The 13,655-nt window shown below is 75.0% G+C and carries 17 protein-coding genes; 13 read left to right on the forward strand and 4 right to left on the reverse strand.

The features are described 5' to 3' along the window. Positions 1-992 (reverse strand): sacsin N-terminal ATP-binding-like domain-containing protein (locus tag L7D48_RS16895; RefSeq protein ID WP_374492532.1); only part of this gene is annotated, 992 nt, incomplete at its 3' end. A 335-nt stretch (positions 993-1,327) separates the two neighbouring features. Here L7D48_RS16895 and htpX point away from each other — a divergent pair. The 5 genes from htpX to L7D48_RS16920 all read left to right on the forward strand — a co-directional run bounded on the left by htpX (position 1,328) and on the right by L7D48_RS16920 (position 4,023). Next, positions 1,328-2,227 carry a zinc metalloprotease HtpX gene (gene htpX / locus L7D48_RS16900; protein WP_237880275.1) on the forward strand — a complete coding sequence of 300 codons (900 nt, stop codon included), beginning with the start codon at positions 1,328-1,330 and terminating at the stop codon, positions 2,225-2,227. Positions 2,228-2,258: 31 nt separating this feature from the next. Continuing rightward, entirely contained in the window at positions 2,259-2,837 is a 579-nt protein-coding gene (locus tag L7D48_RS16905) for a hypothetical protein (RefSeq protein WP_237880276.1), read from the forward strand. A gap of 202 nt (positions 2,838-3,039) precedes the next feature. Continuing rightward, positions 3,040-3,249: a hypothetical protein gene (locus L7D48_RS16910; RefSeq protein ID WP_237880277.1), complete on the forward strand. Its 210-nt coding sequence runs from the start codon at positions 3,040-3,042 to the stop codon at positions 3,247-3,249. 127 nt (positions 3,250-3,376) lie between these two features. After that, the gene (locus L7D48_RS16915) at positions 3,377-3,589 is read left to right on the forward strand and encodes a type II toxin-antitoxin system HicA family toxin (RefSeq protein WP_093846940.1); all 213 of its coding nucleotides are present in this window, start codon (positions 3,377-3,379) and stop codon (positions 3,587-3,589) included. Between the two features lie 11 nt (positions 3,590-3,600). Then, the gene (locus tag L7D48_RS16920) at positions 3,601-4,023 is read left to right on the forward strand and encodes a type II toxin-antitoxin system HicB family antitoxin (protein WP_237880278.1); all 423 of its coding nucleotides are present in this window, start codon (positions 3,601-3,603) and stop codon (positions 4,021-4,023) included. Positions 4,024-4,073: 50 nt separating this feature from the next. Here L7D48_RS16920 and L7D48_RS16925 read toward each other — a convergent pair whose 3' ends face one another. Beyond that, positions 4,074-4,994 (reverse strand): DUF3027 domain-containing protein, encoded by a 921-nt coding sequence (locus L7D48_RS16925; RefSeq protein WP_237880286.1) that lies wholly within the window; start codon positions 4,992-4,994, stop codon positions 4,074-4,076. A gap of 263 nt (positions 4,995-5,257) precedes the next feature. Here L7D48_RS16925 and L7D48_RS16930 point away from each other — a divergent pair, with 263 nt between their 5' ends. The 4 genes from L7D48_RS16930 (at position 5,258) to L7D48_RS16945 (ending at position 8,851) form a co-directional block, all read left to right on the forward strand. Continuing rightward, positions 5,258-6,721, forward strand: a complete 1,464-nt coding sequence (locus L7D48_RS16930) for an MFS transporter (RefSeq protein ID WP_237880287.1) — start codon at positions 5,258-5,260, stop codon at positions 6,719-6,721. 27 nt (positions 6,722-6,748) lie between these two features. Next, positions 6,749-7,252 carry a DUF2771 domain-containing protein gene (locus L7D48_RS16935; RefSeq protein WP_237880279.1) on the forward strand — a complete coding sequence of 168 codons (504 nt, stop codon included), beginning with the start codon at positions 6,749-6,751 and terminating at the stop codon, positions 7,250-7,252. A 71-nt stretch (positions 7,253-7,323) separates the two neighbouring features. Further along, entirely contained in the window at positions 7,324-7,995 is a 672-nt protein-coding gene (locus tag L7D48_RS16940; RefSeq protein ID WP_256462916.1) for a futalosine hydrolase, read from the forward strand. Continuing rightward, on the forward strand, positions 7,976-8,851 hold the full coding sequence (locus L7D48_RS16945; RefSeq protein WP_237880281.1) for a 1,4-dihydroxy-6-naphthoate synthase: 876 nt from the start codon (positions 7,976-7,978) through the stop codon (positions 8,849-8,851). The genes L7D48_RS16940 and L7D48_RS16945 overlap by 20 nt, the downstream gene beginning before the upstream one ends. A gap of 84 nt (positions 8,852-8,935) precedes the next feature. On the opposite strand, the gene L7D48_RS29315 is transcribed toward L7D48_RS16945, so the two are convergent. Next, positions 8,936-9,319, reverse strand: a complete 384-nt coding sequence (locus L7D48_RS29315; RefSeq protein ID WP_279950545.1) for a cold-shock protein — start codon at positions 9,317-9,319, stop codon at positions 8,936-8,938. A gap of 214 nt (positions 9,320-9,533) precedes the next feature. On the opposite strand from L7D48_RS29315, the gene L7D48_RS16955 reads away from it, so the two are divergent. Next, on the forward strand, positions 9,534-9,776 hold the full coding sequence (locus tag L7D48_RS16955; RefSeq protein ID WP_237880282.1) for a hypothetical protein: 243 nt from the start codon (positions 9,534-9,536) through the stop codon (positions 9,774-9,776). Positions 9,777-9,840: 64 nt separating this feature from the next. Here L7D48_RS16955 and L7D48_RS16960 read toward each other — a convergent pair whose 3' ends face one another. Further along, positions 9,841-10,476 carry an HAD family hydrolase gene (locus L7D48_RS16960; RefSeq protein ID WP_374492540.1) on the reverse strand — a complete coding sequence of 212 codons (636 nt, stop codon included), beginning with the start codon at positions 10,474-10,476 and terminating at the stop codon, positions 9,841-9,843. Positions 10,477-10,618: 142 nt separating this feature from the next. Between L7D48_RS16960 and L7D48_RS16965 the strand changes: the two genes are divergently transcribed. The 3 genes from L7D48_RS16965 to L7D48_RS16975 form a co-directional block, all read left to right on the forward strand. Then, positions 10,619-11,680, forward strand: coding sequence for an iron ABC transporter permease (locus L7D48_RS16965; RefSeq protein WP_237880284.1), 1,062 nt, complete (start codon positions 10,619-10,621; stop codon positions 11,678-11,680). A gap of 107 nt (positions 11,681-11,787) precedes the next feature. Next, positions 11,788-12,804: an iron chelate uptake ABC transporter family permease subunit gene (locus L7D48_RS16970; protein ID WP_237880288.1), complete on the forward strand. Its 1,017-nt coding sequence runs from the start codon at positions 11,788-11,790 to the stop codon at positions 12,802-12,804. After that, on the forward strand, positions 12,801-13,655 hold an 855-nt coding region (locus tag L7D48_RS16975), incomplete at its 3' end, for an ABC transporter ATP-binding protein (protein WP_237880285.1). The genes L7D48_RS16970 and L7D48_RS16975, both read left to right, overlap by 4 nt.

The following is a 13,655-nucleotide window of genomic DNA, read 5'->3' on the forward strand; positions in this document are numbered from 1 at the left end:
GTACGGGCGGGGGTGGGGGCGCCGTCGGCGTCGACGGGTACGGCCCAGGTGACGGACCAGTACGGCCGCCGCCGTTCCTCGACGGGGCGGTCGGCGAGCAGGGCGGGGTCGGTGCGCCCGGCGTCGGCGGCCACGCGCCAGCGGGTGGCGCCCTCGCCCCCGGCACCGGCTGTGCCGCTGTCCTCGACCACGACGTAGGCGCCGTCCTGGCGGCGGGTGAGCGTACGCACTCCGCCGTCGGTCTCGATGACGACCTCGGTCAGGCCGGGGAGGGTGAGCAGCAGGGCGTCGTCGACCGCGGTGAGCAGCCGGGCGGCCAGTTCCTCGGCGGCGCCGTCGCGCAGCGGCAGCACGACGGCCGTGTCGTAGCCCTGGGGGGCGGTGCCCTGGGCGGGCATCGGCAGGCGCAGCAGCGGTACGTGGCCCTCGCGGCGGCGCAGCTCGTCGGCGAGGCCGGGGTTGTGGGCGGCGGCCTCGGCGGCCATCTCGCGGGCCTCGGCCAGCGACCAGCGGGCGCCGCCGGTGCGGCAGACGATGGCGGGTTCGTCGCTGACGGCCAGGACGGCGGCGAAGCCGACGCCGAAGCGGCCGACGGGGCCCGCCTGGGGTCCGCCCGGTGCGCCCGGCGTCTCCGGTGCGCCCGGCGTCTCGTCGTCGCGTTTGGCGGAGGCGCGCAGGGTGGACAGGGACTCCACGCCGGCCGCGTCCAGGGGCGCTCCGGTGTTGGCGGCCACCAGCACCTTGCCGCGCAGGGTGAGCCGCAGCCGTCCGGGGACGCCGGCGCGGGCGGCGGCGTCGGCGGCGTTCTGGGCCAGCTCGACCACCAGCCGGTCGCGGTAGCCGCCGAGGGCCAGGTCCTCCTCGGCGTTGGCGTCCTCGCGGAAGCGCGCGGGGGACGCCGCCCAGGCGTCGAGTACGCCGCGTCGCAGCCGGGCGGTGTCGAAGGGATCCGCTCCGTCGTCCGCGCCCTGCACCAGCACCGTGCCGCTCACGTGTCCGTCTCCTCCGTCAGGTCCGCCGCGGGACGAGCCCGATTGCCTGTCTGCGGGCGACGGTACTGCGTCCGGCGTGCCCGGTGCGCGCCGGGCCGCCGGTCGCGCGGGTCGGCCGCCCGTCCGCGACCGGGGAAGGACCGGGGAAGGACCGGGGAAGGACCGGAGAAGGGGCGATTCCGGGCATTGGGGTATACAGGGAGGAAAGGGAACCACGTCTCGGTCCACGGTCCCGTCCGGCGGGAGCGTGACGGACAGGAGGGCCCGATGGGTACGAGGGTCACGACCGCTGTACGGGCTTCCGGCGGAAGCCCGGTTTCCGGGGCGGGTGCGTGATGCGCAGCCGCTTCGAGCCCGACCGGCGCCTGACCGGGCGCATGGTGCTCACGATGTTCCTGCTCGGGCTGCTGTACGTGGGGTTCGTCGCCGCGCTGATCGCGCTGCTGGACTCCCTCGTGCTGGTCGTCGTCATCGCCGCCGTCCTGCTGGGCGCGCAGTTCTGGTTCTCCGACCGGATCGCCCTGTACGCCATGCGCGGCCGTCTGGTCACCCCGGAGGAGGAGCCGCGGCTGCACGGGGTGGTCGACCGGTTGTGCGCCACCGCGGACATGCCGAAGCCGCGGGTCGCCGTGTCCGGCATGGACCTGCCCAACGCGTTCGCCACCGGCCGCGACGCGGACCACGCCGTGGTCTGCGTGACCACCGGGCTGACGCGGCGCCTGGAGACCGAGGAGCTGGAGGGCGTCCTGGCCCACGAACTGTCCCACGTCGCCCACCGTGACGTGGCGGTGATCACCATCGCCTCGTTCCTGGGGGTGCTGGCCGGGCTGGTCGTCCGCTTCGCCTTCTACTCCCAGCTGTTCGGCGGGGGCCGCCGGGACCAGAACACCGCCGCCGTGTTCGCGATGGTCATGCTGGTCTCCGCGGTCGTGTACGCCCTCAGCTTCCTGCTGATCCGGGCGCTGTCCCGCTACCGCGAGCTGGCCGCCGACCGTGCGGCGGCCATGCTCACCGGGAAGCCCTCCGCCCTGGCCTCGGCGCTGACCAAGGTCAGCGGGGACATCGCCCGGATACCCACCCGGGACCTGCGCACGGCCCAGGCGTTCAACGCGTTCTTCTTCACCCCCGCCCTCGGGCCCGGCAGCGCGGTGGCCGGGCTGTTCTCCACCCACCCCAGCCTGGACCGCCGCCTGGAGGCGCTGGCGGAGATCTCCGAGCGGCTGGGCGGCGAGTGACCCCGAGCACCGGATCAGGGAAGGAGTCGCCGTGGGCCTGCTGGACGTCCTGTTCGGCCGGAGCAAGCCGGCCCGGCCCGACCTCGACCGCCTCTTCGCCCTGCCCTCGGCGGCGATCACCCTCCAGGCCGCCACGGGCCTGGCCCCCACCGGTGCGGGTTCGGTGTGCTTCGCGAGCGTCGAGGGCGGCGCCTTCACCCGGATCCGGCGGGAGGTGGAGGCCCTGCTGGGCGCGGACTCCGGTCGCGGGGGCGGTGCGGTGGAGTTCGGCGAGGACGGCTACGGGTACTCCTGGCTGCTCTCGCGCCGCGCCCCCGACGAGCTGCCCTCCCTGGTCAACGACCTGCACGCGGTGAACACCACGCTGCAGGGCAGCGGGTTCGGCCCGCAGCTGCTGTGCTCGCTGGTCGCCTTCCGCTCCCCCGACCGGCAGCCCCTCGCGCTGGTCTACCTCTACAAGCGCGGCACGTTCTACCCCTTCGCCCCGCTGCCCGGCCAGAAGCGCGACAACCCGCTGGAGCTCCAGGTCAGGGCGGCCCTCCAAGGCGACCTGAACATCGAGCCGGACCTGGGCCGCTGGTTTCCGCTCTGGGGCGCCCCGGGCCTGTGAGCGCGTGACGGCGGCCGGAGCCGCCCCGGCCCGGTTCGTGTACGGCCCGTGTATCACCGGGTTCACGCGGAAAGCCTGCCCCGGAGGCGTCGCCCGTCCGCCGCGCGCGATCGGCCGTGCGGCGGACGGGCGCGATCGGCCGTGCGGCGGACGGGCACCCCGTGGCCGATCGGTACGGAGGAAAGAGGAAAGGGGTGGGCACGTGGGTGCCGCGAGGAAGAACAGGCGCCGGCTCCGGGTCAACGCGGGAATCGCCTCCGCCTTCTGCTCCGTGCGGCCCGTCCGCGGCATGGCCGGCGGTGAGCTCTCCGCCGCGAAGGGCGCCCTGTACCTCGCCGTCGTCCTGGGGGTCGTGGCCGGGGTCTTCGCGCCGGCCGGCCGCGTCAGGGGATCGGCCGGGCGGGGCGAGTAGGGCAGGCGGGCCTACGCTCCGGGGACGCCGGCGCGGGCGGCGGTGCGGCTCCCGGCCCACTCACCCGATCGCATGAACTGTCTAGAGGGACTGGACTTATTTTGTCTATCCTGACTAGACGCAAACTGTGAAGTACAGGGATCTGGTCGGCAAGATCAGGAAAGCGGCCAGGGCGAGAGGGCTCGCCTTCGAGATGCACAGGCAGAAAGGCAGCCATCAGTACTGGACGTGCGGCTCGACACCCGTCGTCATCCCGAAGCACAGCGAGGTCAACGAGATAACGGCAGAGCAGATCTGCAAGAGGCTTGAGGCGGAACTCGGAGAGGGTTGGTGGCGATGAGCGCTTACCGCGTGACAGCACGCCGCGCCGGTGACTGGTGGGCTCTGGAGGTCCCCGATCTGCCTGGCGTCTTCAGCCAGGCCAAACGGCTGGACAGGGCCGATGAAGCGGCTCGCGAGGCGATCGCGGCCATGTTGGACGTCGAGCCGGAAGAGGTCGAGGTCACCGTCGAGCCCGAACTCCCGGAGGAGGCCCGGCGGGTACTGGCGCAGGCAGAGGACGCCAGGCGAGCCGCGCGGGACGCCGCGGACGCCGAGCGGGAGGCCATGCGTCGTGCCGCCGCGGTCCTGACCCGCGATCTGAGCCAGCGGGACGCCGGCCGGGTGATGGGGGTGTCGTTCCAGCGGGTGTCGCAGTTGCTCGGTTCGGCGTCCGCGGCCCACCGGACGAGCCAGGAGGAGAAGCCCCGCACCGGACGCCGAGTCCAGCGCTGACCAGGCCCGGCGGGGCCGGGACAACCGGCCTCGCGGCGGGCCGGAGCCCGCTACGCCTCCGGGCCGTCCGCGCCGCCGTCCCCGTCCTCGCCGTTGGCCCGCGCCCCGCCGCCCAGGGGCATCTCGTCCACCTTCGTCTCGTCGATCACCGGCGCCGGCGGGCGCGGCGTCTTCGGCATGACGGCCGCCTCCGAGTGGCCGCCGCAGCCGAAGGCGAGGGAGACCACGCGGCCGTCGGCCGGGGAGAACTCGTTGGCGCACACCCCGAAGGCCTGGCGCAGCGAGCCGGCCATCGGCACCAGGAAGCCGCAGCTCATGCAGGAGGCGGGGGCCGCCTGCGCCATGGGCGTCCGGGGGCCGAACTCCTCCTCCCAGCGGTCGGCGGCCTCGTGCAGGCCCTGGCGGGACAGGACCCGGGGGCGGCCCATGCCGATCTCCTCGGCGACCGCCGCGATGCTGCCGCGCGCCGGGGCGCCGGGGAGTTCGCCGGGCTCGCTGGTGACGACGTCGGCGTCCTCGGCCTCGGCCGGGCCCTCGGCGCCGGCCTCCTCCCAGGCCGACTCCACGACCGCCGCGTGCGGGGAGAACTCGCCGCCGCCGGTGTAGCCGGGCTCCAGGCGCGGGTCGTCGGCCTCGGTGGGCAGCAGGTCACCGGGGCCGAGGTCGCCGGGGCGCAGGCGCTCGCTCCAGGGCACCCATTCGGGGGCGAGCAGCGCGTCGGGGCCGGGCAGCAGCACCGTCTCGTCGACGGTCACCACCCGTGCCCGCGAGGCCCGTGCCACGGTGGCGGCCCAGCGCCAGCCGCGGTAGCCCGGTTCCAGGCACTCGAAGTAGTGCGTGACGACGCGGTCCCCGTCGGCCACGGCACCCAGATGGTCGCCGATCCGGCCGGGGAAGGCGGCCTCCCGTGCCGCCTCCCGAGCCAGTTCAACCGCCTCGGCGCACAGGCGATCAGGGGTACGGCCTCGCATCGCAGCACTCACAAGAATCGATTCTCTCCTACGCCGTTTCGCGAGTGCGCCTACCGTATGCCCAGCTCAGACGGGTGAGGACGGAGCGGACCGGGGGACCGCTGCGACGTCCGGACCCAGGCTTTCACACCGGGCGGAGCGCACCATCCCCCCACGCTACCCCACGCGCGCGCACCGCCGACGGTCGCACCTTCAACCAAACCTTCAGCCGAAGGAGCCGGGCTAGGCGGCGGGCGGTGGGGCACACTGACGACGTGGCTGCCTTGAGGACGTCCCAGCACGACGAGGGGCGATTCCGACGCACGGCGCGGGCGATCGTCCGCGCCGTACACACGCCTCCCCGCGCGCTGGGCAGGCGCATCCGGAAGGCCACCCACGCCCAGGGCGCCGGCGAGTCCGGGCTGGGCAAGCTCATCGAACTGCACGCGGTGAACTCCGCGGGCGACATGATGATCACCGTCGCCCTGGCGTCCACGATCTTCTTCTCCGTCCCCACCGGTGAGGCGCGCGGGCGCGTCGCCCTCTACCTGGCCGTCACCCTGGCCCCCTTCGCGCTGCTCGCGCCGGTCATCGGGCCGCTGCTGGACCGCATCCCGCACGGCCGCCGCGCCGCGATGGCCGGATCGATGCTGGGCCGGGCCCTGCTGGCGCTGAGCATGGCCGGGGCGGTGGCCACCGGCAGCCTGGAGCTGTATCCGGCGGCGCTGGGGGTACTGGTGGCCTCCAAGGCGTACGGGGTGGTGAGATCGGCGGTCGTGCCCCGGCTGCTGCCGCACCGGATCTCGCTGGTGAAGGCGAACTCGCGGGTGACGCTCGCCGGGCTGCTGGCCACCGGCGCGGCGGCCCCGGTGGGGGCCGCGCTGCACAGCCTGGGGCCGTCCTGGCCGCTGTACGGGGCATTCACCGTCTTCGTCATCGGCACCTTCCTGTCCTTCTCGCTGCCCCACAAGGTGGACTCCGCCAAGGGCGAGCGGCGGGCCCTGCTGACCGCCTACGAGGCCGCGCACAGCCGGGACGGCGACGGCGGCACGGATACCGGCGGGAGCACGGCCGGGGAGAGCGGGGCCGGGGCCGCTGCGGCCGGGAGCACCACGGGGAGGAACGGAAGCGGGAACGGCAAGCCCCGGCGGCCCGGTCTGCGCACCGTCGGCGCCTCCGTGTTCAACGCCCTGCTCGCCAACTCCTCCCTGCGCGCCCTGTCCGGCTTCCTCACCTTCTTCCTCGCCTTCATGCTGCGCGAGCACCCCCTGGCCGGCCTGGACCCCGTGGTCTCGCTGGGTGTGGTGGCCGTGGCGGCGGGCGGCGGCAACGCGCTGGGCACGGCGCTGGGCGCCTGGCTGCGCGACCGCGTCCCGGAGATGATCATCGCCTCGGTGCTGGCGCTGGCCCTGACCGCCACCGTGGTGGCGGCGGTGCTGTACGGCACGGTCACCGTGCCCGTCGTCGCGGCCGTCGCCGGGCTGGCGCAGGCGCTGGGCAAGCTGTCGCTGGACGCGCTGATCCAGCGGGACGTGCCGGAGCTGGTGCGCACCTCCGCCTTCGCCCGCTCCGAGACGCTGATGCAGATGTCGTGGGTGGCCGGCGGTGCCGTCGGGATCGCGCTGCCGCTGATCGGGCCGGTCGGCATGGGAGTGGCCGGGGTGGTCGTGGCGGTGGGCGCGCTCGCCACCGTCCGCCCCCTGTTGTCGGCCGCACGGCACGGCACGCCCCACCCGCGCGTCGCCTGAGCGGAACCGCCGGGTAGCCTGCGTGCTATGACCCACACGATCTCCCGGGGCAAGGGCAGCCGCACCATCCGCACTGCCGTAGCCATCGGTGCGGCCACCCTCGGGCTCGTCGCCCTCTCCGCCTGCGAGAAGCCGACTCCCCGAGCGACCGTGACCGTCGGTTCCGACAGCGTCTCCACGGAAGCCGCCTGCTACGAGGACAACGGCAAGATCTCGCAGGACAAGGTGCTGTCCTGCGCCAAGGAGGACACCGACACCTCCATCACCGTCGGCCAGGGCGACCTGCTGCGCATCGGCGTGGACCCCGAGATCGCCGAGGACGGCTGGGTGCTGTTCCTCAACGGCCAGCCCGCGGTGACGGACCGGATCACCAAGACCTACCGCAGCTTCTCCGGTGACGCCTTCTTCCAGAACGGCGGCGGCCAGCAGGGCGGTGAGGCGCAGTCGGTGCAGCTGAGCATCGTCGAGTACGACGGCAGCAACTACCGGGGCGTGTGGAACTTCGAGCTCGAGCGCGAGAGCGAAGACTGAGCCCCGCAGCGCCCCGCCGCACCGCGCCGTCCCGCCGCACCGCCGCGCCCGCGGCGGGGGCCGCGCCGGTCCTGGTCGTCACGGCCGTGCCCGCCGAGCGGGACGCGGTGGCGGCCGCCTGCGCCCCGGCCGGCATCGACGTGCTGGCCGCCGGCGCCGGGCCCGCCGCCGCGGCGGCCCGTACCGCCGTGGCACTGGAGCGCGGCGCGGCGCGGGGCCGCCCGTACGGCCTGGTGGTCTCGGCGGGCATCGGCGGCGGCTTCGCCCCGCTGGCCCCGGTCGGCTCGGTGGCCGTCGCCTCCGAGATCGCCGCCGCGGACCTGGGCGCCGAGACCCCGGCCGGGCCCGAGCCCTTCGCCTCGGTGGCCGAGCTGGGCTTCGGCACCAGCGTCCACCTGCCGCCCGAGGCGCTGTCGCGGGCCGTCGCCGAGGCGGCGGACGCGGCCCTGGGCCCGGTGCTGACGGTCTCCACGGCCACCGGCACCGCCGAGCGGGCCGCGCTGCTGGCGCGCCGGCATCCGGGGGCGCTGGCCGAGGCGATGGAGGGCTTCGGGGTCGCGGAGGCGGCCGCGGCCTGCGGCGGGGTACCCGTACTGGAGGTCCGCGCCGTCTCCAACGCGGTGGGCCCGCGCGACCGCGCCGCCTGGCGGTTCGCGGAGGCGCTGGACGCCCTGACCGCGGCCTTCGGCAGGATCGTGCCCGTACTCGACGGTTGGAGGGACCTTGACCGGCACCGGCAATGACAGCACCGGGCGGCCGCTGCGGATCGCCTACTCCCCCTGCCCCAACGACACCTTCGTCTTCCACGCCTGGGCGCACGGCCTGGTGCCGGGCGCGCCGGAGCTGGATGTGACGTTCGCCGACATCGACGTCACCAACGGGATGGCCGAGCGCGGCGAGCTGGACGTGCTGAAGGTCTCCTACGCCGTTCTGCCGTGGGTGCTGGACGAGTACGCGCTGCTGCCGTGCGGCGGCGCGCTGGGGCGCGGCTGCGGCCCGCTGGTGCTCACCCGCGAGCCGGGCGCGGAGGCGGACCTGAGCGGCGCGACGGTCGCGGTGCCGAGCGAGCGCTCCACGGCGTACCTGCTGTTCCGGCTGTGGGCGGCCGAGCGGGTGCCCGGCGGGGTCGGGAAGATCGCCGTGCTTCCCTTCCACGAGATCATGCCCGCCGTGCGCGACGGCCGGGTGGACGCCGGGCTGGTCATCCACGAGGCCCGCTTCACCTACCAGGACTACGGCCTGCACCGGCTCGCCGACATGGGCGAGTACTGGGAGGGCACCACCGGGCTGCCCATCCCGCTGGGCGCGATCATCGCCAGGCGCTCGCTGGGCGCGCCGATGCTGCGGGCGCTGGCCGATGCGGCCCGTACCTCGGTGCGGATGGCGTGGGACGACCCCGCGGCATCACGGCCCTACGTGCTGGAGCACACCCAGGAGATGGACCCCTCGGTCGCGGACCGGCACATCGGGCTGTACGTCAACGAGTTCACCGCCGGCCTCGGCGAGAGCGGCTACGCGGCGGTGCGCGGGCTGCTCACGCGCGCCGCGGCCGAGGAGCTGGTGCCGCCCCTGGGCCCCGGCGCGCTGGACTTCGCGTAGTTCGTGCCGTTCGTACGGTTCTTGCGGTTCTTGCGGACGGTGGCGCCGGCCGGGCCCGCACCGGGCGCGCGGCCGGGCGTCCGGTCAGACGTCGAGCTGGTCGGCCACGACGCGGAGCATGCCGGCGATCTTGTGGCCGTGCTGGCGGTCGGGGTAGCGGCCCCGCTCCAACTGCTGCGCGACCCCGTCCAGCAGGGTGGTGAGATCCTGCACGATCGACGCCAGCTCGTCCGGCTTGCGACGCTGGGCGGCGGCCACGGAGGGGGCCGGGTCCAGCAGGGTGACGGAGAGGGCCTGGTCGCCGCGCTGGCCCGCGACGACTCCGAACTCGACGCGCTGGCCGGGCCGCAGCGTGGTCACCCCGGACGGGAGCACCGACGAATGCACGAAGACGTCACCGCCGTCGTCGCGGGAGAGGAAGCCGAAACCCTTCTCACTGTTGAACCACTTGACCTTGCCGGTAGGCACGTCTGTCCTCGTCCTCGTAATTCGTCCGGATGCCCGGGCTACGACCTGTCGGGAAAACAACGACTTCTTGAAAGGCAACGGTTCCGCACAAGACCGCGGCGGGCCGCATGACCCGCCGTCACCAAGACTAATGATCCACTCCCCGGTGACAAGACGCCCCGGGCCGCCTCCCCCGTGTCCCGCGCGTGTCTTCACACGGAACTACCCTGTCCTGGTGACCAGTGAAACGTCCCGCGCGGGAGATCTGCTCGTCCGCATCGGCGCCGTCGTCTTCGTCGTCGGCGCGGTGGCCACTCTCGCGACCATCACGCCCCTGTTCCTCGGCTCCGACCCGCTGCCCACGGCCGCGTACCTCGTCAGCATGCTGATGGGCGTCGGCTTCGCCGTCGCCGGCGCCGGGGTGCTGCGGTCGATCGCCGCGCAGCGCCGCGAGGCGCGCGAGGCGGCCCGCCGGTAGGCGGAACCCCGGGCGGGCACGGCCCGCGACCGCGGCCGGGTACGGCTGCACGGGGCCGTACGGCTCAGGCGGCCCGGGCCGCCGCGTACGCCTCCAGCCAGGCGGGGAAGGCCGTCAGATCCTCCAGCACCACATCGGCCCCCGCCTGCCGCAGCTCCGCCGCGCCGCACGGGCCCGTCGGCACCGCCACCGACAGGGCCCCGGCCGCCCGCGCCCCGCGCACGTCGCCCAGGTGGTCACCGACGTAGACGTCGGCGCCGTGCTCGACCAGCGCCTGTGCCTTGGCCTCCGCCCACAGCCATCCGATCACCGCGTCCGGCTCGATGCCCAGGTGGTCGAGGTGGAGCTCGGCGCTGGGCTCGTGCTTGGCGGTGACCACGATCGCCGTGCCGCCCGCCCGCCGGACCGCCTCCACCGCCTCCCGGGCGCCGGGCATGGGCAGGGTCGGCTCGATGGCGTGGCTCACGTACAGCTCCCGGTAGCGGACGGCGGCCTCGTCGATCGCCTCCTCGTCGAACCAGTGCGCCAGCTCGACCTCCAGCGGCGGTCCGAGACGGGTGACGGCCAGGTCGGCGTCGATGTGGACACCGGTCTCGGCGGCGAGGGCCAGATAGGTCGCCCGGATGCCGGGGCGCGAGTCGATCAGCGTCATGTCCAGGTCGAAGCCGACCGTCACCGCACGAGATGCCATACCCCACATTGTGCACTCCGTGACATGGGTGGTTAGGCTCGCCTAACCTTGGCTGGCCGGTTCTGCGGCTTCCGTGACGCGGAGCCGGTCCTGTCCCGTCCTGTCCCCGTCCCCCGGCTCCTGTCCGCCCGCACCCCGTCCGAGGTCGCAGATGCCCGCCGCCCCAGCACCCGCCGCGCCCGGCCGGCCGGTGGCCGGTCCGCGCCGCGCGCGGACGGCCCGCCGGCCGGTCGCGGTGGCCGCGGTCGCGGCCGCCCTCGCCCTGGCCGTGCTGCTGAGCCTGGCCGTCGGCAGCCGCGCCATCGCGCCGGACGCGGTGTACGAGGCGCTGGTGCACGGCGGCGACGGCCCCGCCGCCCAGGTGGTGCGGACCATGCGCGCCCCGCGCACCCTGCTGGCGGTGCTGGTCGGCGCCGCGCTCGGGCTGGCCGGATGCGTGATGCAGGGCCTGACCCGCAACCCCATCGCCGAACCCGGCATCCTCGGCGTCAGCCAGGGCGCGGCGCTGGGGGTCGTCCTGGCCATCGCCTTCGCCGGGGTGCACACGCTCTCCGGATACGTCTGGTTCGCCTTCGCCGGCGCGGGCGTCGCGGGGGCGGCCGTCTACGCGGTCGCCGCCCGGGGCCGCGAGGGGGCCACGCCGGTGCGCCTGGCACTGGCCGGGGCCGCCGTCAACGCGCTGCTGTACTCGGTGGTGGCGGGGGTGCTGACGACGCGGGCCGCGGCCCTGGACGAGTTCCGCTTCTGGCAGGTCGGCTCGGTCGCCGGACGCGATGCGGAGGTGATCGGGCAGGTGCTGCCGTTCCTGGCGACGGGCGCACTGCTGGTGACGGCCGTCGCGCGCGGTCTGGACGCCCTGGCGCTGGGCGAGGACATGGCCAGGGGCCTGGGGCAGAACACCGCGGCCGTACGGATCACCGGCGGCCTGGGGGCCACCGTCCTGACCGGCGCCGGGGTCGCCGCCGCCGGGCCCATCGCCTTCGTCGGCCTGGCCGTCCCCCACCTGGCCCGCGCCCTCGTCGGCTCCGACCACCGCTGGCTGCTGCCCACCGCCGCGCTGCTGGGCCCGGTGGTGCTGCTGGTGGCGGACGTCACCGGGCGGATCGTGGTGCCGCCCGGCGAGGTGCCCGCGGGCGTGATGACGGCGCTGATCGGCGTGCCGTTCCTGGTGGCGCTGGTGCGCGGCCGGGCCGGGAAGGCGGTGGGGCCGTGACCGCGCCCGACGCCGTGAGCGAGACCCCCCGCGAGGCACCGCCCCGCAAGACACCGGGCCGAGAGGCACCGGGCCGAGAGTCGCCCGTCAGGCCCCCGGGGTACGGCCTGGTGCGCCGCGGGCGCGCCTCGTTCCTGCTCCACCGCCGCTCGGCGGCGGTGGTGGCAGCCCTCGCCGCCGCGCTGGCCGCGGCCGTCGTCGCGGCCCTCTGCCTCGGCGAGACCGCCACCGCGCCCACCGAGGTGGTACGGGTGCTGCTGGGCCTGCCGTCCCCGGAGGAACTGGTCGTGGGCACGCTGCGGCTGCCGCGCGTGGTCCTCGGAATGATGGTGGGCGCCGCGCTCGGGGTGGCGGGCGGGCTGATCCAGGCCGTCGCCCGCAACCCCCTGGCCAGCCCGGAGATCATCGGCGTCACCCACGGCGCGGCCGCCGTGACCGTCGGCGCGATGACCTTCGGCCTGACCTCGTACGCCCTGCTTCCCTATCTCTCCGTGGCGGGCGGGATGCTCGCCGCCGCGCTGGTCTACGTCTTCGCCTGGCGGCGCGGCCTGAGCGCGGCCCGCTTCGTCCTGATCGGCCTGGGCTTCTCCGTCGCGCTGCGCTCGCTCACCCAGCTGTTCATGACCAAGGGCGACTTCCTCGCCGCCCAGCAGGCCCAGGTGTGGCTTACCGGCTCGCTCAACGGGCGCGGCTGGGAGCAGGCCGAACCCCTGGGCTGGGCACTGCTGGCCGTGCTGCCCGCCGTGCTGTGGTGCGCCCGCGCCCAGCGACAGGCGGCACTGGACGACGACACCGCCACCGCCCTGGGTGTGCGGCTGGGCCGCGTCCGGCTGGGACTGGCGGCCACCGGCGTCGTCCTGGCCTCGGTGGCCACCGGCGCGGCCGGGCCGGTGGACTTCGTGGCGCTGCTCTCCCCGCAGATCGCCCGCCGCCTGACGCGCACCGCGCAGATCCCGCTGCTCGCCACGGCCCTGCTGGGCGCCTTCATCGTCACCCTCGGCGACCTGCTGGCCCGCAGGCTCCTGGCGCCGGTGGAGCTGCCGGTCGGAGTACTGACGGCGGCGATCGGGGCGCCCTACCTCGTCTGGCTGATCGCCCGCGGCCGCACCGGAGGAAGACCATGACGGACACCACCACCGCGTCCACTGCGGCCGGCGGGCCGGACGGGCCGGACAGGCCCGACGCGCCCGCGAGCCGGCTGTCGGCCCGCGGCCTGACCCTCGCATACGACAGCCGCACGGTCGTCGACGGCCTCGACCTCGACGTGCCCGACGGCCGCGTCACCGTCGTCGTCGGCCCCAACGCGTGCGGCAAGTCCACCCTGCTGCGGGCGCTGGGCCGCCTGCTGCGGCCCCGGCACGGCGCCGTGCTGCTGGACGGCCGGGAGCTGGACCGCGTGCCCACCCGCGCGGTCGCCCGCTCCCTCGGGCTGCTCCCCCAGGCGCCGGTCGCGCCCGAGGCGATCACCGTCGGCGACCTCGTCGCCCGGGGCCGCCAGCCCCACCAGCGCTGGTGGCAGCAGTGGTCGGAGGCCGACGAGCGGGCCGTCACCGACGCCATGGACAGCACCGGCGTCACCGAACTGGCCGACCGTGCCGTGGACGAGCTGTCGGGCGGCCAGCGGCAGCGCGTGTGGATCGCCATGGCGCTCGCCCAGGAGACCGAGTTGCTGCTGCTCGACGAGCCGACCACGTACCTCGACATCGCCCACCAGGTGGAGGTCCTCGACCTGGTGCGGCGGCTCAACCGGGAGCGGGGCCGCACGGTCGTGATGGTCCTGCACGACCTCAACCAGGCCGCCCGCTACGCCGACCACCTCGTCGCGATGCGAGGGGGCCGGATCGTCGCACAGGGGCCGCCGGACCGGGCCGTCACCGCCGGTCTGGTCCGCGAGGTCTTCGGCCTGGAGGCCGTGGTGGTGCCCGACCCGGTGACGGGCGGCCCACTCGTTGTTCCGGGCGCCCCCTCCCCCGCC

The sequence above is a fragment of the Streptomyces sp. ICN903 genome, from assembly GCF_022015835.1.
GTDB classification, from domain to species: Bacteria; Actinomycetota; Actinomycetes; order Streptomycetales; family Streptomycetaceae; genus Streptomyces; species Streptomyces fenghuangensis.

What these genes read in the sequence shown, in the direction of transcription:
- L7D48_RS16925 (WP_237880286.1), bottom strand. Translation starts at nt 4,994, where the DNA reads ATGCGAGGCCGTACCCCTGATCGCCTGTGCGCCGAGGCGGTTGAACTG.
- L7D48_RS16935 (WP_237880279.1), top strand. Translation starts at nt 6,749, where the DNA reads ATGACCCACACGATCTCCCGGGGCAAGGGCAGCCGCACCATCCGCACT.
- L7D48_RS16965 (WP_237880284.1), top strand. Translation starts at nt 10,619, where the DNA reads ATGCCCGCCGCCCCAGCACCCGCCGCGCCCGGCCGGCCGGTGGCCGGT.
- L7D48_RS16960 (WP_374492540.1), bottom strand. Translation starts at nt 10,476, where the DNA reads ATGTGGGGTATGGCATCTCGTGCGGTGACGGTCGGCTTCGACCTGGAC.
- htpX (WP_237880275.1), top strand. Translation starts at nt 1,328, where the DNA reads ATGCGCAGCCGCTTCGAGCCCGACCGGCGCCTGACCGGGCGCATGGTG.